The organism is Acidobacteriota bacterium (genome assembly GCA_016208495.1).
Classification (GTDB): domain Bacteria; phylum Acidobacteriota; class Blastocatellia; order Chloracidobacteriales; family Chloracidobacteriaceae; genus JACQXX01.
Map to the genome: position 1 here is coordinate 1 of JACQXX010000021.1, position 18,660 is coordinate 18,660.

15 protein-coding genes are annotated in these 18,660 nt (G+C 51.9%); 6 read left to right on the forward strand and 9 right to left on the reverse strand.

All coding sequences use genetic code 11. From position 1 onward, the window contains the following. Positions 1-206 precede the first annotated feature (206 nt). The 5 genes from HY774_03995 (at position 207) to HY774_04015 (ending at position 5,698) form a co-directional block, all read left to right on the forward strand. Positions 207-401, forward strand: a complete 195-nt coding sequence (locus tag HY774_03995) for a type II toxin-antitoxin system HicB family antitoxin (GenBank protein MBI4747622.1) — start codon at positions 207-209, stop codon at positions 399-401. A gap of 127 nt (positions 402-528) precedes the next feature. Then, a complete protein-coding gene (gene aroA / locus HY774_04000) occupies positions 529-1,839 on the forward strand; it encodes a 3-phosphoshikimate 1-carboxyvinyltransferase (protein MBI4747623.1) in 1,311 nt (436 codons plus the stop codon). Between the two features lie 137 nt (positions 1,840-1,976). Next, a complete protein-coding gene (bshA, locus tag HY774_04005) occupies positions 1,977-3,119 on the forward strand; it encodes an N-acetyl-alpha-D-glucosaminyl L-malate synthase BshA (protein MBI4747624.1) in 1,143 nt (380 codons plus the stop codon). A 335-nt stretch (positions 3,120-3,454) separates the two neighbouring features. Continuing rightward, positions 3,455-4,864 carry a sigma-54-dependent Fis family transcriptional regulator gene (locus HY774_04010; protein ID MBI4747625.1) on the forward strand — a complete coding sequence of 470 codons (1,410 nt, stop codon included), beginning with the start codon at positions 3,455-3,457 and terminating at the stop codon, positions 4,862-4,864. 72 nt (positions 4,865-4,936) lie between these two features. Next, positions 4,937-5,698 carry an HNH endonuclease gene (locus HY774_04015; protein MBI4747626.1) on the forward strand — a complete coding sequence of 254 codons (762 nt, stop codon included), beginning with the start codon at positions 4,937-4,939 and terminating at the stop codon, positions 5,696-5,698. A 45-nt stretch (positions 5,699-5,743) separates the two neighbouring features. Here the strand turns inward: HY774_04015 and HY774_04020 are convergent, their stop codons facing one another. The 9 genes from HY774_04020 to icd form a co-directional block, all read right to left on the reverse strand. Next, positions 5,744-6,067: a hypothetical protein gene (locus HY774_04020; protein MBI4747627.1), complete on the reverse strand. Its 324-nt coding sequence runs from the start codon at positions 6,065-6,067 to the stop codon at positions 5,744-5,746. A gap of 141 nt (positions 6,068-6,208) precedes the next feature. After that, entirely contained in the window at positions 6,209-6,661 is a 453-nt protein-coding gene (gene tnpA, locus HY774_04025) for an IS200/IS605 family transposase (protein MBI4747628.1), read from the reverse strand. 494 nt (positions 6,662-7,155) lie between these two features. Further along, on the reverse strand, positions 7,156-8,130 hold the full coding sequence (gene rfaE1, locus HY774_04030; GenBank protein MBI4747629.1) for a D-glycero-beta-D-manno-heptose-7-phosphate kinase: 975 nt from the start codon (positions 8,128-8,130) through the stop codon (positions 7,156-7,158). Between the two features lie 50 nt (positions 8,131-8,180). After that, positions 8,181-8,891, reverse strand: coding sequence for an FHA domain-containing protein (locus HY774_04035; GenBank protein ID MBI4747630.1), 711 nt, complete (start codon positions 8,889-8,891; stop codon positions 8,181-8,183). 111 nt (positions 8,892-9,002) lie between these two features. Next, on the reverse strand, positions 9,003-9,179 hold the full coding sequence (locus HY774_04040; GenBank protein ID MBI4747631.1) for a hypothetical protein: 177 nt from the start codon (positions 9,177-9,179) through the stop codon (positions 9,003-9,005). 26 nt (positions 9,180-9,205) lie between these two features. Next, positions 9,206-10,018, reverse strand: a complete 813-nt coding sequence (locus tag HY774_04045; GenBank protein ID MBI4747632.1) for a hypothetical protein — start codon at positions 10,016-10,018, stop codon at positions 9,206-9,208. 881 nt (positions 10,019-10,899) lie between these two features. Next, positions 10,900-11,460 carry a hypothetical protein gene (locus HY774_04050; GenBank protein ID MBI4747633.1) on the reverse strand — a complete coding sequence of 187 codons (561 nt, stop codon included), beginning with the start codon at positions 11,458-11,460 and terminating at the stop codon, positions 10,900-10,902. Further along, complete coding sequence (locus HY774_04055) at positions 11,444-13,129, reverse strand: hypothetical protein (protein ID MBI4747634.1); 1,686 nt, start codon at positions 13,127-13,129, stop codon at positions 11,444-11,446. The genes HY774_04050 and HY774_04055 overlap by 17 nt, the downstream gene beginning before the upstream one ends. A gap of 342 nt (positions 13,130-13,471) precedes the next feature. Further along, positions 13,472-14,716, reverse strand: coding sequence for an isocitrate dehydrogenase (NADP(+)) (gene icd, locus HY774_04060; GenBank protein ID MBI4747635.1), 1,245 nt, complete (start codon positions 14,714-14,716; stop codon positions 13,472-13,474). 369 nt (positions 14,717-15,085) lie between these two features. On the opposite strand from icd, the gene HY774_04065 reads away from it, so the two are divergent. After that, on the forward strand, positions 15,086-18,445 hold the full coding sequence (locus HY774_04065) for a CHAT domain-containing protein (GenBank protein MBI4747636.1): 3,360 nt from the start codon (positions 15,086-15,088) through the stop codon (positions 18,443-18,445). Positions 18,446-18,660: the final 215 nt, after the last annotated feature.

Below are 18,660 nucleotides of genomic sequence, written 5' to 3' on the forward strand. Positions count from 1 at the left end.
TCATTTCGGCTTCTCCTTTCAAGGTCCTTGTTTTTTTAACCTTTTCATCTTGCCTGGAGAATGCCTTCCTGTCATTTTCTTATTACCTTATCCTGTTTATTTGTAACATTTTGCGTTCCAACTCAAAATAGCCGCACCCAACTGATTTTTTGGGGCGAACACGCTTCGCCCCATTGTTTTTTCCCGCAAAAAGCAAGGGGCCTGGTATGAAGAATGTTTACACGGCAGTGATCAAACAAGATGGTGACTGGTGGATTGGTTGGATCGAAGAAGTGCCAGGAATCAATTGTCAGGAAGCGACCCGCGCAGAGCCACTGGAAAGCCTCACTATAACATTACAGGAAGGACTGGATGAACCTCAGGATTTGAAAACCAGGGCCTGGGTCTCGTCCTGGTCCTAACCGTGGGCTTCGCACCACGGCTATTACACGACGACCCTTCGGGCCTGAAATCTTTATCCTGGTACTTAATGACCCTGAACCCTGAACCCCGAACCCTGGTTTTCACCGCCAGAACCCTCAATCAAATATGTCATCAACTGTTTCGCTCTCAAAAACTTTAAGTCTTGCCGGCACTCTCACGTTGCCGGGAGACAAATCCATTTCTCATCGGCTTGGGATGCTGGCGTCCCTGGCCGATGGAACCACCCACATCATCAATTTTGCCACCAGCGCTGATTGCCAGAGCACGCTCAATTGTATGCGGGCACTTGGGGTCACGGTCGAGGTGACGGATTTGGAGACGAACTCGATTGCGATTGAGGGCAGGGGGCGGACCGGGTTGCAACCTCCGAGTCGGGTGCTTGATGCCGGCAATTCGGGGACGACCATCCGACTCCTGTCAGGAATCCTGGCCGGACAGCCGTTTGTCAGTACCATCATGGGTGATGAGTCCCTGTCTCAGCGTCCAATGCGGCGCATTATGACACCGCTGACCACAATGGGCGCCCGGATCGAGGCGACCAATGACCAGTTTGCCCCATTGACAATTCATGGCGGCGCATTGCATCCAATTCAATACGCCTTGCCAATGGCCAGTGCCCAGGTGAAGTCGTGTATCTTGCTGGCCGGGCTGTATGCCGACGGTGAAACCTCGGTGATTGAACCAGTTCCAACGCGTGACCACACCGAGCGCATGCTGCGTGCGTTTGGGGTCAACCTGACAACAGACGGGAAGGAAATCCGAATCCAGGGCGGCCAGCGGTTGAAAGCGCCGGCGACGAGTTGCACGGTGCCATCGGACTTTTCGTCTGCGGCCTTCTTTCTGGCGGCGGCGTTAATGGTTGAAGAAGCCGATTTGACCATTCGCAATGTCGGCATGAACCCCACCCGGACGGGAATGCTCCAGTTACTCCAGTCGCTTGGGGCCGAAATTCAGATTGAAAACGAACGAGTTGAGATTGGCGAACCAGTGGCTGATTTGCGGGTCACTCACCATCATCGAGTGGCCGCCGCACCCCTGGTGCTCAAGGGAGACATCATCCCCAACATCATTGATGAATTGCCGATTCTGGCTGTGCTCGGGGCATGTTTAGGCGGGGTTGAAATTCGCGACGCCAGAGAACTCCGGGTCAAAGAAAGCGACCGCATCCGGCTGGTGGTTGAAAATCTTCGGCGGCTGGGAGCTGAAGTCACCGAGTTTGAGGACGGATTAAGCGCGCCGGGCAATCAGCCCTTCCGCGGAACAGTCATTGATACCGCCGGAGACCACCGCATTGCCATGGCGTTTGCCATTGCCGCCCTGGTTGCCGATGGAAACACCCATATACAAGGGGCTGAATGCGTTGAAGTTTCTTTCCCGAAGTTTTACAACGTTTTACACGCTGTCAGGCAGGCGTGAAATACACTCGAATCATTTTCGAGTCTCTGGTGATTGGTTCCTGATGCGTTTAACCAACCAGGAATGTCACATCCCAGAAATACAGAGTCATTAACCAGGCCCTGAGCATAGAGAAACCAACCAGTTGGGGGTGTACGGTGAACATTGGAATTACCTGTTATGCAACATATGGCGGGAGCGGTATTGTCGGATCGGAATTAGGCATGGAACTGGCCCGGCGTGGCCATCAGGTGCATTTTATTTCTTCGGCTTTGCCCACCCGAATTACTGAACTCAACGACAATGTGCATTTTCACGAAGTCGAAATTGCCAATTATCCGCTCTTTGATCATCCTCCCTATACCCTGGCGCTGGCGGTCAAAATGGCTGAGGTCATTCGCGAACAAAAACTGGATTTGTTGCACGTCCACTATGCCATTCCACACTCGGTGGCGGCCTTTCTGGCGCGTGAAATGCTGGTTGATTTCAAACATATTCCGTTTGTGACCACCCTGCATGGTACTGATATCACACTGGTTGGGGCTGATCGTTCATATCTTCCGATTACGCGGTTTGGGATTCTGAAAAGCGATGGCGTAACGGCGGTTTCCCAGTACCTGAAAACGGCGACCTGCGAAGTATTTGACGTGCCCCAGGATGTGATCGAAGTGATCCCAAACTTTATTTCACCCCAAATTTATCAGCGCAAACCACAGGATTGTCTGCTTGAGAAATGTGCTCCCAAAGGCGAAAAGATCCTGATGCACATTTCGAATTTTCGTGCGGTCAAGCGGGTAACTGATTGTATCCGCATCTTTGCCCGGCTCAACGGCAAGTTAAAAGCCAAATTGTTGATGGTGGGTGATGGCCCAGAGAAATCACAGGCCGAGTGGCTGGCGCGTCAGCTTGGGGTTCACAAAGACGTGGTGTTTGCCGGTAAACAGCCCAATATTCCGGCCTACCTGTCGCTGGCCGATGTCTTGCTGTTGCCGAGCGAAACCGAATCCTTTGGACTTTCCGCACTTGAAGCCATGGCCTGTGAAGTTCCGGTCGTTGCCAGTCACGTCGGCGGCCTGCCTGAAGTCGTCATTGATGGCGAAACCGGGTACCTGGCTGACGTCGGCGATATTGAAGCCATGGCAAAATATGTTCAAAAAATATTGACGAGCGAGTCATTAGGCAAAAAAATGGGCGCGCTTGGGCGACAAGTAGCTATCGAACGATACAGCGCAGCGAGTATTATTCCGCACTATGAAGCCTATTATCAGAAAGTGCTGGATCGAGCGAATTCAGCCGCTTGAAGGTGTTTTTCACGTGCCGGTTTTTGGTTTTGCATCGCGAAGCGCTGCCGTTCGGATAGCCGGTCGGTTGGCCGCTTTGGGCCTACCACCGGACACGACAGCCTCTTCTTTTCTCCCCGCTCCACCCGCGCCCCTGCGGGGCGTGGGTGGAGCGGGGAGAGGTTGGAATAACATTTTTCCGGTGGTAGCTCCCAAAACCTCGCAACACACCGGCTATCCGAACGGCAACCCTTCGGGGTGCTCAGAGTAATTCGGAGAGACAATCAAAACTCCAATCAACTGGTGGTCATTACCTGCACAATACCAGTCACCAACTCTCATTTCCCCAAATTCACATGGCCAAAAAAGGTTCAATTCTTGTTGTTGACGATGAAGAAATCATGCGAGACGTGCTTGAGACCTTGCTCTCAAGCGCCGGGTATCGCGTCGGACTGGCAAAAACCGGTGAAGAAGGGCTGGAACTGTATCAACAGCAGCCGTTTGACCTGGTTTTGCTCGATGTCTCAATGCCGGGAATGGGAGGCTTAAACACCCTGGAAGCGCTCCTCAAGCACGACCCGGAAGCCGTGGTGATTATGATTACCGCCTATGCCACCTTTGACACCGCTGTGACCGCGTGGCAGGTCGGCGCCTATAACTGCATCCGCAAACCTTTTGAAAACAACCAGATCCTGCGAGTGGTCGAAGGCGGGCTTCGGCGGCGGCGCAAGGACGAAGAGCACCGCGAACTCAAGAAAACGCTCCGTCAGGTGAGCCAGAAAAACGAGATCATCGCCCGCAGTCCACGGATGCTCGAAATTCTGGAACTGGTTGAGCAGATTGCCCCGGCGCGGACGACGGTTTTGATTCAGGGCGAATCCGGAACTGGAAAAGAGTTAATTGCCCGGGCATTGCATTTTTCGAGTCCGCGTTCTGAAAGCGGCCAGTTTGTGACGGTCAACTCGGGCAACATTCCAACTGAACTGCTTGAAAGTGAATTGTTTGGCCATTTGCGGGGTGCGTTTACCGGGGCCTTTACCGCCAAAAAAGGGTTGTTTGAAGTGGCCGACGGCGGCAGTATTTTTCTGGACGAAATTGGAAATCTGGCAGTCGAGACCCAAAGCAAACTGCTGCGGGTAATTCAGGAGCGCGAGTTCATTCCATTGGGCGATACGTCGCCGCGTCGGGTAGATGTGCGGATCATTGCCGCCACCAACGTAGATTTGCGCCAGCACGTCGCGGAAGGGAAATTCCGCGAAGACCTGTTTTACCGACTCAACGTGATCAGCATTGACCTGCCGCCGCTGCGTGAACGCCGCGAAGACATTCTCCCGCTCGCCAAACATTTCATTCACAAGTACAACGAAGAGAATGCCCGCCACCTGGCTGAAGAAATCCGTCCGGAAATCCTGGCCTTGCTCGAAGCCTACCCCTGGCCGGGCAATGTCCGCGAACTGGCGAGTTCGATTGAGCGGGCCGTTGTGATTTCCCGCAGCAACGAACTGGAGCTGGAATACCTGCGCGATGAGATTTTGCATCCCGAGCGCAAGTCAGGCACCTTCGGCAGCGAGACTGGGCCGCTGTCGCCGCCGGTGGATATTTCCCAGGGCATCTCGTTTTATGACGAAGTTGCGCGTTTTGAAGTGAGCCTGATCCGCAAGGCCATGGACCTGACAAGCGGCCACCAGAGCCGCGCTGCCAAGCTGTTGGGCCTCAACGCCACTACGCTCAACAGCAAGATCAAGACCTACAACATTAAAGTCTGAACATTCTGAAAAAATATGGCGGTTGGCAAGAAGAAGGGAAAACGATGGTCCCGTGATGAATTGCTGTTGGCAATGAATCTGTATTGTGAAATCCCATATGGAACAATGCACGCGCGTAACCCCAAAATCATCACGTTCGCGCAGGCACTTGGGAGATCACCTGCCAGTATCGCTATGAAGTTGGTCAATTTTGCTTCATTAGATCCATTTCATCAGGCACGTGGCATTAAGGGGCTTCAAGGTACAAGTCAAGCCGACCGTGAAATCTGGACAGAATTTCATTCCGACTGGGAAAAACTAGCCACCGAAAGCGAATCTTTGCGCCTACAAACTCTTGGGGAAATTGAAGTAGCCGAAACAACGCCGCAACGTCAATCAAGATTGAGTCAAACTGAAATTCAAGCGCCAAGCTTGCCGTATTCCGGCCCAACTGAAAAAGTCCAATCTGTGAAAGTTCGACTGGCTCAAAACTTCTTTCGCCGGACGGTATTGGGGTCGTATGGTACGCGCTGCTGTATCTCCGGAATTTCGTTACCGGAGCTTCTGATTGCCAGCCACATTTTACCTTGGAACCGATTTCCTGATTTTCGGACCAACCCCCACAATGGTCTGTGTTTGTCTCGACTTCACGATGGTGCTTTTGATCGCGGATTGATCACACTTGATGAAGACCATCGAGTGGTTTTGAGTCAGTACCTCAAAGACGCACTTCCCAACAAAGCGTTAGAGCTGAATTTTGTTGCATTTGAAGGTGTTCCGATTCGACTGCCTGAGAAATTCCAACCTGAACCGAACTTTCTCAAACAGCACCGGGAAGAGATTTTTCTTGGATAAGTGAAACCCCGAGTTTTAGAGTAGGTTCTTGACCTCTTTTAATGGTTATTCAACTTGTAGAAAAGCAGAGGTAAAGACACCTTCTTGGGTTAAATTGCAAATCGTCTCGCGAATTACTTCAGGAGTCAGCTTTTCCACAACAATCATATCTGGTGTGCAAAAATAGAGACCAGCCGCACATTCTCCAGTCCTTTTATTTTTGTCAAAGAGTGATTGTAAGTTTTTTAGGGTAAAGAAGGTGGCAACATACCGTGTCCCATTTTGGAATTGGACTTCTACGTCCACATTATCGTCATCTGGATCAAGTTTTTGTTCTCCGGTAAAAATAATTGTTTGGTAAGTTTCTTCCGATTGAACGATTTTCCACATTTTTTCTTCCCAAATGGATCGTAACTCTAGGATTACAGCGAGGTTTCAGTTTTAACCTTCGAAGCAGGTAGTAAACAATAGCCTATGGAGGGCTGGTTGGCGGTTCGGGTTAGTCTCGAAGCTTGCGGCAAAGAAGGGGTATCAATCAAATATGTACCGCTCATCATAGGGAATTCCATGGGCTTTTAGAAACGCCACAAATTCCTCTTCAAATGTCATTCGATGGTGATGAGATTCTTGATTTTGGATGTATTGACGAACTTTTTCCATTTGTGATTGGCTGACTGAAAAGGCGCCATATCCACGCTGCCATTCAAACCGCGAATGAATGAAACCGGATTCATTGACCCATTTAGAAGTGCTTGATTTCAAACTGCGAAGAAAATCAGATAGAGAATACTTTGGGTGCAAGCTCACCAACAAATGGACGTGATCTGCCACACCTCCCACCTCAAGGGCGACACTGTCCATGCCTCGGACTGTGCCGCCCAGGTATTGATGAAGCTGTGAACGCCAACTTTCATCAATACATCGCTGACGGCGTTTGGTCGAAAAAACGATATGCATCAATGAATTGGTGAAGGCATGGGACATCGGTTGCGTTCGCGCCTTTCTGTCGGCTGCTTCGCAGGTTGAAATTTGATGGTGTGCGGTTCACCAGGATTATCGGATTCCTCTGGCTGCATTCGGGATGAGCCAGCCATTATCCGTAGTTTGCACAGCCGATGGCAGGACGTCGTCCTCAAGGGATCGGTTGGCCGCCATTCTAACCTGCGAAGCAGGTGATAGACAGTAGCCCCCGGTGCAACCGGGGGATTGGTTGACCCTCACCCCAACCTGCGCAGCAGGTGACAGACAGTGATCAGGGGAATTGTTGGTAACCGGGAATTGTATTATTGAAGGTGCGTGATTGGGTGGCGTTTGTTTCTTTCTGTCACCTGCTTCACAGGTTGGGATGTGACAGCGTGCGATTCCCCCGGTTGCACCGGGGGCTACTCTCTTTAACCTGCTTCGCAGGTAGAAAATGTTGACTCTCCTACTCATCGAACCCATCACGGAACAATTTACCGACGGAACTGTTTTGATGGCTAACTAAAACTTGCCAACACTTCCTGTGGTCGTGCGGTGGCGGTGCCGACTTTGCCGACGACGACGCCGGCGGCGTGATTTGACAAAATCGCCGCTTCGAGCATGGACGCTCCGGCGGCCAGCGCCAGGGCCAGGGTGGCCACAACAGTGTCTCCGGCACCGGTGACGTCATAGACTTCGCGGGCAACGGTTGGAATGTGCGTCAGGTCGCCCGAAGCCGCAAATAACGACATGCCTTCTTCGCCACGCGTGATCAGGACGTTGGGGAAGTCGAGCATCCGGCGGACTTCGTGCCCGATCTCGATCAGGGTTGCTTCGGACTCAATTGTGCGGCGGGTAATCGCTTCGGCTTCGTGATGGTTTGGGGTAATCACCGTCACGGGTTTGTAAAAGGGAAAGTTCCTCAGCTTCGGATCCAAACAAACCGGAAGGTCCTGGCGCCGGGCCTGGGGCAACACGGCCTGTAAAAGTCCCGGCGTCAGGACTCCCTTGTCATAGTCGGAAATGACCACGGCATCAACTTCGTCGAGAAATTCAAGCGCGGTTTCGATCAAATCCTGTTCGATCTGGGCATTGACTGGTGACCGGTTTTCACGGTCCACCCGCACCACCTGTTGCGAATGGGCAATCACACGGGTTTTGACCGTGGTCGGACGCGACGCATCGGCCACCAGTCCGCAGGCTTCAAGTCCAAGCTTTTCAAATTCAGCTTTCAGGATTTCACGTGAGGTGTCGGTTCCAGTGACTCCGACCACCAGCGGGATGCCGCCCAGGTTCAAGATATTGGCCCCGACGTTGGCCGCTCCGCCAAGGTGGCGGGTCTCGCGTTCGACCTCAACCACGGGAACGGGGGCTTCGGGGGCGATTCGGCGGGCACGTCCCCAGGTGAATTCATCCAGCATAATGTCGCCCAGGACCAGGACCCGACGACCTCGAATTTCATTGAGCAGTTTTTGAGCACGAGTTCGCTTCATTCGGTTCGGTTCAAATGTTCCTTTTCAGAAAATGCCCCCGGCAAAATGGCTTATTCGAGGGTGATTTTGACTTCGATGTCGCCAAACTGAACGATCTGGCCAGAAGCAATTGGGGTGCTGCCTTCAAGCGCCGTTGGCGAACCGGAGAGAAAAGTTCCATTTGTACTGCCTAAATCCTGCAAAATCAAATGATCTGGTGGAGAAAAGCGCAACACGGCGTGAAACTTTGAAACACTTGGATCTTCAATGACCAGCATGTTGTCACGGGTACGACCGATTTTGATGGCGATATCTGACGGGAGAAGCTGGCTGAAAAGTTCCTGACCATCCGAAGTGCGGATCACCTGGAGGTAAATTGGCCGCACGGTGGACGTCGTGGCGACCGAGACCGGTGCTTCAAACCCGACCCGCAGGGTTGGCGAGTCGTGGAAAACATCACTGATGACCTGAACCAGCACTCCGGCGCGCAGGCTGTAGCGCCGGTCACGAATAAATTGTTCGATGGATTCTTTGAGTTGTTGTGTCAGTTGGTCGCGGTGGGTGTCGGAAAGTTCGCAAAAGAGTTTGTAGGGCAGGGCGACGGTAATGACGTGCGGTGCGATATAGCGCGTTCCGTCGCGTTCGAGGCTTTGCTCCAAAAGTCGTTGCAACCGTGGGCTCAGCTTGAGATAGAGTTCGCGCAAGTTTGTGTCTTGACCGCTTCCGGCGGAATCCAATTTACCTCCCAGGCTTTCAAGAATGCGGCGAAACCAGTGTTCCATACAGAATGAGGATTCAGAGGAAAAAAATAGCTAACTATCAGTAATTCAACTGGATAGCTGTTTTGCGGGTCATTCTTCAATACTGGCATAAACAGTGTTTGGGAAGCAACGTCAGCGACGCTTTACCGATTGATACAGGACCTCCGCCAGCCAGCCAAACCCAATCCCCAACACAATACCAACCAGAAATTGTACAATCTGTCCAAATCCAAGAAATCGAGCGGTGCCCGCGCCCAGGATGACACCTGCAAAAAAGCCGGCGGTGTTGACAACTTCCTTTGTTTTCATGGAAAACCCCACGCAAGTGCTTCAAGTTAAGGTTTTAAGTTCAGGAACATGTGCGTTCGAACACATTCCATAAGGGTCGCTTTGACAAGGCCATCAGCGATCAGGCAGCCAATGCCAGCAGCGATTCGAAGTCGTCGAGAAGTATCTGGCGGATGAGTTGCTTCCGTCAACTGCCTGAAGGACCAGGCTGTAACTTCATAGGTAATAAATAAATAACCACACCCGCGCAAAATGGACCAGAGATGCCAGCCCAGAACCAGCGCCAGCCAGCGGTTGGTGCTGACACCGATGAGTTGCGCGTTGTAATAATTCATCAAATCAACTTCGTAAAACCCCTGGAAAAAAATGATGCTGCCCAACGAGGTATAGCCAAAGACAATGGCGGCTCCCAGCAGCAGGAAATGAGCCGGCACCCAGTTGGCCAGTTGATATTCCGGTTCATACCCGGTTTGTATCCAGGCCCAGGATTTTTTCCAGTAGGCTTCGGCATCGGGTAAAACCAGTGCCATTCCCTGGGGATCATGGATGGAAAACAGAATTACCACCAAGGAATGAAACAGATAGGCTAACGCCAGGGTTGCCATTCCCTGGGGCCAGGCATTGATTCGAATACTGTATAAACACACCACGGTCAACAATATCGCTGAAATCAACTGATGACCTTTGACCGACAGCCAGTACGAGCCGACAACCGGCAAAACCCCAATCAGAATCGCGGTTCCGATCCACCGCTGATGGCGACAGCATGGCTCGGCCAGATCTATGAAACGGCCAGCCGCTTTTCGCCACGCGGTTGGGATCGGAAATGGCCAGATCCAGTATGGATGGCGGTGCATCATGGGTTGGAATGGGCAATTCCCAGTTTGGAAAGGTACTCATACCAGTTTGTAGTCAGTAGATCGTAGTCAGTAATTCACTAACTTCAATTGATTGAATTACTTGACTGTTTTCTAAGACGATCACTTCATTCCAAAATGGTATCACTCTGTGGAGTTGAGACTGAGAATGCTGGTCATGCGTGAGGCTGATAGCCAGCTTCACGGCAAATCAATAATGTGAAAAAAGAGTTGAAAAAAGAGCAGTTTTGAACCCGCGAAGCGGGTGGCAGGTTCGTCGCCCAGGGTGCAATCCTGGGAAAAAGTTCGTTCCTCACCCCCCGTCCAGCCAGCCGCCGCCTACGGCGGCTGGACGGGCGGGGAAAAGGTAGGGGATGACCAGGTTCCCAGGGCTCGAAGACTCGCCCTGGGCTACGAGCCGGCGCCCAGTTCTGGGCTGAGAACCAAAAACGGCTTCAGCTCTTAACTGGTATCAATGGTTAACGTCTTGGAATTGGAATAATGTACCATCCCGTGGTGAAATAAAGGATGGCATTTCCGACTACAAAGATGAGGATAAACCAGACAATCCCACCCCACCCGCTATCATCATCATCGTCACTCATACAGTTTCCTCGCTTTCTCAACGATTCATTCAAAAAACTGGTGTGAAGTCTCCCTGCAGGTTGGCACGTTCAGGAGAACGACTGATCATTACCTGGGCGCTTCCAACGACTGGTCGTCGGAAAACCAAAAAATGGCTGTTTATAACCTGCAAGATTGAATGTTGTTTGATTGTAACTGACACTGAATGAACTACTTGTTGCGATGTAACTTCCCAACAATACACATTTGCTCAAAGGCCGGCAAGGTCAAAACAAAGGAAATGACAAAAGAATTTTTACTTACCTGATTGGAGCGCGCCCAATTGTATTTTCTGGCTGTAATGCCTGCTGAATTTGCTCAACCAGGGCGGTGTCGTGGCGTTGCTCAGCCCAGTTCAGTGCTTTTTGAAGGATCGGAATGGCTTCTGAATGGTTTGACTGCTCCAGAAAGAAGACCGCTCGCCGTTGCTGGTCAGGGTTTCCGCAGACCAGCGTTCGTTCGGCACGCGTCAGATACAGTGGTGCATCCAGTCTGGTCAGGAGGCGCGGGGCAAGGTCAGATGGATTGGCGGCAAGCATCCAATCGTCATAGAGTCGAAGCCGGTCAGGCTGGGGTAAGTGTTGAAACTGGGTTATTTCAGAGACTGAGAAATCTCCGTCCACGGCTGAATCAACCAGTGGTTTCAAATTTGCCGGGAGTGCCTGATAGGTTTCAGACCGGTATTTTTCAAAGAACGTGCGTTGCGTGGCAATTCCAGCCGCCAGGACCACACTGCCAGCAAAAAGGCCGCCAATCAGAAGGAGTTGTCCCGTTAGTGATCGAAGATCATCCGGTGAGAGCCGTTTATGAAGCGGTTGCATGTCCAAACCGTCCTGCAAAAACCCGTTTTACCTGCCACTGAAGACCGATGACCACCAGGACCAGCAGGGCCAGGTATCCGGCAAAAATGGGTGCTGATCGAAGCGCTGCCACGTGGGCAACGCCAAAAAATAAAGCTGCCGTATTGATGGCTGCGGTTGTTCCAACATTTCGACCGAGAATTCCTCCTCTGGCCAGCGGCATTGAAAAAGGCAATCGGCGCGTCACTCCAAGCAGCGCCGCTGAACAGCCAGCATCCACAACCAGCCACCCGGTGATGCCATGGAGCAGGGCATAGAGTGGCTGCTGCCACTGGATTCCAAGCACCAGGATCATTCCCAACAGGACTGGGAGCAGAATCTGCGTCATCACCGCTTTGCGCATCCCCTGGGCCACCGCAAGTGGGTTCTGGAGCGGGGCTGTCTGTACTATCCAGGCGGCTTCATAGGCTTGACTGTAGTTCAAATTGGTGAAGATGGTCGGAATCGGCATCACGAGCAGGTACAGGCTCATCACCGGGATTGCCGCCTCGCGTGACGGCATCCAAAAGGGACAGTCCAGTCGGTTTGTCAGAAAGCCTAAACCAAAAAGCGCAACGGCCATTCCCATTGTCGGCCAGATTCGCATGCGAAGATCCTGATCCCGGCGCAGCATCGTGCCGCACAGCCAGTACACGGCACGTTCGGGACGTGATCTGGTCAGCCAATCGGTTATCTGTCCACCCAGACGACCTGGAATTGCGAGTGGGGGAAGTTCGATGCGCTGCCAGGCGGCATTCCCTGGACTTAAATGTTGAAACGACTGTGAAAGTTGACGCAGGACCAGGGCCCATAAGCCAATCATCACCACGAAGGCAATTCCGAAAATCCACCACTGCGCCTGCATCAGGCCATCTCGGAAACTATCAACGGCGGACGCCAGCCAGCTTGATGGCAGGTAGACGAGCCACGGCGGCGGGGTATAGGCCACCATTTCAATCCGCCCCTGAGTATCTCGGAAAATAGCCTGTCCGCCATAAAAGGCGACCATAATCAAAATAATTTGAGTCCAGGCCAGCAACTCGCGGGCTTTATCGCCTGGATGTGTCTGAAACCAGAGGGCATACACCAAAATGATACTGGCGACCGTGATCAGATTGGCTATGGTGGCAACCGTGAGATAAACCAGCGGAAATACCCAGGTGGTATCGCGCAATCCAAGCCCAATGATAGCTGGAAAGAGGTTCAAAGCGGCAGTCATCATCAGCACGTAGCCAAGCAAATTGGTCAAACGTGCCGCCGAATACGTCCGACCAAAGACAGGATGATGCCCAAGGGTATTGATATCGCCCGGATCAAAAACCACTTCATTGAATTCAACAATGATGGCCGTCCCAATCATGGCCATTGAAGTTGAAAGACAGACAAAGGTGAAAAACCAGGCATCAACGCGAGTAAACAGGACAGTCGCCACTAGCCCGCCCAGGATCAGGTATTGACCGACGATCCAAAAGAGCGGAGAGATTGCTTCCGTTGGTTTTGAGGCCGTGGCACGACCAAAAAACTGACTGCGCAGGTCCATGACGACAAACACAGTCAGCAATGCTCGAAACGAGCGGGTGTGAATCCCAAGCCAGTTTAAAAACCGGTCAATGGCTGTGCCTGATCGCTGCAATCCATCATGAGGGGTCATAAACAATCAGAAAAACCGCGGGAAGTAATACCATTTAGGGCTGAAGGGTATCGGGCTAAGGGATAAGGGAACAGAGCCCGATCTGGACAAGGGGACAAGAGGACAAAGGGACAAGGAGAAAAACATTCTCCCGCTCCCAACGCCGGGAGGAGGATCTCCTTGTCTCCCCATCTCCTTATCTCAAACAGGCTCATATTTCCTTATCCTGGCGCTTATGACCGGCACCGTGGTCCGGGTATCCTCCGGCAGCTTGACGTCGCTTTCATAAAAAACGGCTTGACACTCGTTCAGTGTCAAGCCGCGGGATTTCAAAGCCGCGTCAAGCTGCGGCACTCCAAAAAATTACATGTTTTCCACAATCGCGGCGGCAAACTCGCTGGTTTTGACCTTGGTGGCGCCTTCCATCTGGCGTTCAAAGTCATAGGTCACGCGTTTTTGAGCGATGGTTTTTTCAAAGCCGCTCATGATGAGATTGGCGGCTTCGTTCCAGCCCATATGCTCAAACATCATCACGCCTGAGAGAATCACTGATCCGGGGTTGATGACATCTTTGTCGGCATATTTCGGAGCTGTTCCGTGCGTGGCTTCAAACACAGCGCCAAAATCGCCGATGTTGCCACCGGGAGCAATCCCAAGTCCGCCAACCTGGGCCGCGGCGGCGTCTGACAGGTAGTCACCGTTGAGGTTTGGCGTCGCCAGCACGTCATATTCATCAGGACGAATCAAGATTTGCTGGAACATTGAATCGGCAATCCGGTCTTTGATCAGGATTTTGCCTTCGGGCATCTCGCCGTCATATTTGTCCCAGAGTTCCTGTTCGCTCACGGTGACATCGGCAAACTCTTCACGAGCCAGTTCATAGCCCCAATCCCGGAACGCGCCTTCCGTAAACTTCATGATGTTGCCTTTGTGGACCAGCGTCACACTGGGGCGATTGTGATCAATCGCGTATTGAATCGCCCGGCGAATCAGCCGTTTGCTGCCAAAGGCCGACATGGGCTTGATGCCAAGTCCGCTTTCCGGTCGGATTTTTTTGCCGAGTTTATCGCCCAAAAACTCAATCAACTGATTGGCTTCATCGGTGCCAGCTTTAAATTCAATCCCGGCATAGACGTCTTCGGTGTTTTCACGAAAGAGCACAATGTCGAGTTTGTCAGGATTTTTGACCGGTGACGGCACACCGCTGAAATAACGAACCGGACGCACACAGGCATAGAGGTCCAGATCCTTGCGGAGCGCGACGTTGAGCGAGCGAAAGCCTCCGCCGACCGGCGTGGTCAATGGTCCTTTGATCGCCACGACAAACTCGCGAATGGCATTGAGGCTGTCTTCTGGAAACCAGTTGCCAAACTTTTCATAGGCTTTTTCGCCAGCGAAGATTTCAAACCATTTGACTGACCGCTGGCCGCCGTAGGCTTTTTCAACCGCGCCGTCAAACACCAGTTGTGATGCCTTCCAGATGTCGCGACCCGTGCCGTCGCCTTCGATAAAAGGAATAATCGGATGGTTGGGAACATTCAATTTCCCATTCTCAATGGTAATTTTCTGTCCGTCCGTAGGGACTTCGACCCCGTTAAATGAAGCCATGTGATGCCTCCTAAATTTCGATGTTTCAAAGGAATAATGACGTGAGGACACTACAGGATACTGTAATGAATGTTGTGGAAGCGCTGAGTCTATTCAGTTGGGGGAAAGTGTCAAGAAGGCTTTGTTTATTATTTTCAAGCACAAGCGTGGTGGTTCCTTGTTTCAGACCCCAGATTCAGCGAAGATACTCTCTCCATCCCAAATCACGTTTCATTTCTTCAATTTCCAGCTCAAAAACGACTGTATATGAAGCCCATTTCTCTCTTTTCTCTGTGCATGACTGTGTGCCTTGCCGTCAATGCTCCATATTTAGCGGGAGTATCTGATCTGTTTTCACGAATTTATCCTGGTTTGGTTCAGGTACAACCCATGACCGAACTGGTACCAGGGGGGCATGTCTTGCGTGACTTAAAGGGTGGGGAAACACATAGTTACACGCTGAAGCTAAAAGTGGATCAATTTGTGGACCTGCAGGTGATGCAAAAAGGCGCGGATGTGGTGCTGCGCATTTGTGGCCCGGATGGGGCAAAACTTCAGGAAATTGACAGCCCAAATGGTTCGGACGGCCCGGAATCGTTGTTTTGGGTTTCGTCTATCGCAGGCGAGTATCGGGTGGAAGTGAGGTCCCTCGAAAAAAATGCACCTTCCGGCCAGTATGAAATTGAACTCCGAACCGTGCGTCAGGCAACTGAGGCAGATCGTGAGCTTGGCAGCACCATTCAACTTGATCTGGAGGCGGCTGAATTCCTGAAAGCAAACCAGCTTGATCGGGCGCTTCCACTCGTCGAAAAAGCCCAGGCGATTCGTGAAAAATTTCTGCCAATTGAACATGTACAGGTACTTACCGGGCTCGACCGGTTGTCGCGTCTCTACCAGGCAGCAGGTGAAAATGCCCGCTGGATTTCAACCGAAGAACGGCGGGTTGCTGCCTACCGCAAAGCTTTAGGACCAGAGCATCCAAATGTTGCGGTGATGTTCAACGATCTGGCAGTGGCCTATCAGAGTCTTGAAAATTTGGCCCAGGCTGAATCCCTCTTTCAACAGGCGCTGGCGATTTATGAAAAAACCCTTGGCCCGGAACATCGGGAAGTCTCGGTGACGATGAACAATTTAGGGCTTTTGTACCAGGCCAAAGGCGAATATACGAAGGCCGAAACTTTCTTTTTAAAATCACTGGTGATGCGAGAAAAGCTTTTTCCTCCAGGTCACCCAATAATTGATCAGGCCCGCAACAACCTGGGCTGGCTGTATCGGGAAAAGGGGGAGTACGGTAAAGCCGAAGCCATTTTGCAGCAAGCGTTAATCGGTTTAGAAAAATCCATTGGCCCCCAACACCGCAATGTGGCTTATGTGTTGCTCAATTTGGCGAGCGTGTATCAAGACCTGGGCAACCTGGGAAAATCTGAGCTTTTGCTACAGCGGGCTCTCAATATTCGGGAAAAAGCATTGGGTCCAGATCATCCTGAAGTGGCCGTGACACTCAACAACCTGGGGTATTTGTATCGGGAAAAAGGCGATTATGACAAAGCGATCCAGCTTCTGGAGCGGGCACTGACAATTTATGAAAAGAAGCTCGGCACTGAGCATCGCGAAATAGCGAACTCATTGAATAATATTGGCTTAGCCTATTTTGGTAAAAAAGAATTCACTCGGGCTGAACAATATTTTCAACGCGCTCAGGCCATGTATGAAAAGGTCCTGGGACCTGACCATCAACTGGTGGCTCGACCACTTGCCAATCTGGCAAACGTGTATCAGGAAACAGGCCAACTGACTCAGGCTGAGGCCCTTTTACAACGTGCATTAAAAATTACCAACCACTCAGTCGGCCAGGAATCAGTCCTTTCGGCCAAAATACTGGCGAATGCGGGCAAGGTGAGTCAGCAAAATGCCGACTATTTGGCTGCCGAGCAGTATTTTCAACAAGCGCTGATGATTTGGGAAAAAACCTGTGATGATGCCTATCCGCTTCTGGGGAACACTTTGACCCAATTGTCTCGGCTCTATCAAGTAACCGGTAATTTTCCCAAAGCGATTGAAGCTCAGGTTCGAGCAAATGAAACCAGAGAGCGTGATCTGGCCCGCAATCTGGTCACTGGTTCTGAGCGCCAGAAACTCACCTATCTTGAACTTAGCTCCAAAGAGAAAGACATATCACTCTCACTTCATCTTCAGCACCAGTTTGACAACGCACTGGCCGCCCGAATGGCGTTCCAGGTTCTTCTCGTTCGTAAGGGGCGGGCGCTAGATGCGATGACGGATGTCATGGAGCGTCTTCGCCGACAGGCTGGGCCCGAAGACCAGAAACTTATTGACAATCTGGCGGCTGAAAAAACCGCACTCTCGCAACTGACGTTGCGAGGGCCTGGGAAAGAAGGCGCGGCAACATATCGCACGACACTTCAATCCCTCGAAGCCAAAGTCGAGCAACTCGAAGCCGCGCTCAGTGCCAGAAGTGCTGAATATCGGGTTCAAACTCAAGTTGTGACGCTTGAAGCCGTCACAAAGGCCATCCCGGCTGATTCGGTGCTGGTGGAATATGTCGAGTATCGTCCCTTTGATGCCAAAACAGCCGGCTTCGGCAAGCCTCGCTATGCGGCGTATGTGCTGGACCATACCGGGAAACTGGCCTGGGCTGATTTGGGCGAGGCCGAGAAAATCGAAGGACTGGTTCAACAGTTCCGGTCGGTGCTTCGGACAAAATCCGCCAACCTGGAACGGCAAGTGAAGCCCGCCGCCCGGGCAATAGACGATCTGGTGATGGCACCTATCCGCCGATTGGCGGGAAACAAACGCCATTTGTTGATTTCACCGGATGGCGCCTTAAACCTGGTTCCCTTCGGCGCGTTGGTGGACCAGAAAGGGCGCTTTCTGGTTAAAACCTATACCACAACCTATCTGACCAGTGGCCGTGATCTACTTCGGATGCAGGGTGGGATTCCAAATCAGCATCCGCCGCTGGTGGTGGCTTCGCCTGATTTTGGCTCGCAGACTGATACCTCAGCCCTCGAATCAGGGAGAACTCTCGTTCTGAACGACGTTCGAGTATTCTTTTTGCCACTTCCCGGAACACAAAAAGAAGCTCAGTCCTTGCAGCATATATTTCCAACGGCGACCGTGGTTACTGGGAGCGCGGCCACTGAAACCGCTCTCAAACAGGCAAAAAGTCCGAAATTGCTCCATATTGCCACCCACGGTTTTTTCCTGCCGGGCGAGCCTGGAAAGCCGGATGTTCCATTGACAACTGAGCTGGATCGGTCCCTGCGCAATCTAACACCGTTGATGGTCAGTGCTGATGAGTCGGTAACCAATCCCTTGCTGCGTTCTGGTCTTGGTTTAGCCGGGGCCAATCTCCGTAAGAGTGGCGACGAAGATGGTATTTTAACGGCGCTGGAGGCGACCGGGCTTGATCTGTGGGGCACCAAACTGGTGGTGCTTTCGGCCTGCGACACCGGAGTGGGCGATGTGAAAAATGGGGAAGGTGTCTATGGGTTACGGCGAGCACTGGTTCTGGCTGGTTCGGAAAGCCAGGTGATGAGCCTGTGGCCGGTCTCGGATCGCGGGACGCTTGAGTTGATGATCGGATATTATCGGAATTTACTGGCTGGTCAGGGCCGAACCGAAGCCTTGCGCACCGTGCAACTTCAGATGCTGCGCAACCCCAGATATCGCCATCCCTTTTACTGGGCAAGCTTTATCCAATCGGGGGCGTGGGGGAAGTTGGAGTGACTGCCGGGGTCCAAATTGCCTTATCTTCTGCACCGGTAGGGCAACAACCTCGAAACCTTTGATAAACCGGCAAACGTTGACACTGGCGGAACCCGTCAACTATTATCGCCCCCAGTACTCATCCAAGCTGTATTTTCTTTATCTCTTCATAGACAAATCAGTTACCGAACCTTCAAGGTTTCAGCCTTCAGGCCAGTTTATCTGCCATCCAGGGG

Bases quoted from the DNA above. Each gene is read 5' to 3' on its own strand.
- HY774_03995 (MBI4747622.1), top strand. From the start codon at position 207: ATGAAGAATGTTTACACGGCAGTGATCAAACAAGATGGTGACTGGTGG.
- HY774_04010 (MBI4747625.1), top strand. From the start codon at position 3,455: ATGGCCAAAAAAGGTTCAATTCTTGTTGTTGACGATGAAGAAATCATG.
- HY774_04065 (MBI4747636.1), top strand. From the start codon at position 15,086: ATGACCGAACTGGTACCAGGGGGGCATGTCTTGCGTGACTTAAAGGGT.
- icd (MBI4747635.1), bottom strand. From the start codon at position 14,716: ATGGCTTCATTTAACGGGGTCGAAGTCCCTACGGACGGACAGAAAATT.
- HY774_04045 (MBI4747632.1), bottom strand. From the start codon at position 10,018: ATGATGCACCGCCATCCATACTGGATCTGGCCATTTCCGATCCCAACC.
- HY774_04050 (MBI4747633.1), bottom strand. From the start codon at position 11,460: ATGCAACCGCTTCATAAACGGCTCTCACCGGATGATCTTCGATCACTA.
- rfaE1 (MBI4747629.1), bottom strand. From the start codon at position 8,130: ATGAAGCGAACTCGTGCTCAAAAACTGCTCAATGAAATTCGAGGTCGT.
- HY774_04035 (MBI4747630.1), bottom strand. From the start codon at position 8,891: ATGGAACACTGGTTTCGCCGCATTCTTGAAAGCCTGGGAGGTAAATTG.
- HY774_04055 (MBI4747634.1), bottom strand. From the start codon at position 13,129: ATGACCCCTCATGATGGATTGCAGCGATCAGGCACAGCCATTGACCGG.
- HY774_04015 (MBI4747626.1), top strand. From the start codon at position 4,937: ATGAATCTGTATTGTGAAATCCCATATGGAACAATGCACGCGCGTAAC.
- HY774_04020 (MBI4747627.1), bottom strand. From the start codon at position 6,067: ATGTGGAAAATCGTTCAATCGGAAGAAACTTACCAAACAATTATTTTT.
- aroA (MBI4747623.1), top strand. From the start codon at position 529: ATGTCATCAACTGTTTCGCTCTCAAAAACTTTAAGTCTTGCCGGCACT.
- tnpA (MBI4747628.1), bottom strand. From the start codon at position 6,661: ATGTCCCATGCCTTCACCAATTCATTGATGCATATCGTTTTTTCGACC.
- HY774_04040 (MBI4747631.1), bottom strand. From the start codon at position 9,179: ATGAAAACAAAGGAAGTTGTCAACACCGCCGGCTTTTTTGCAGGTGTC.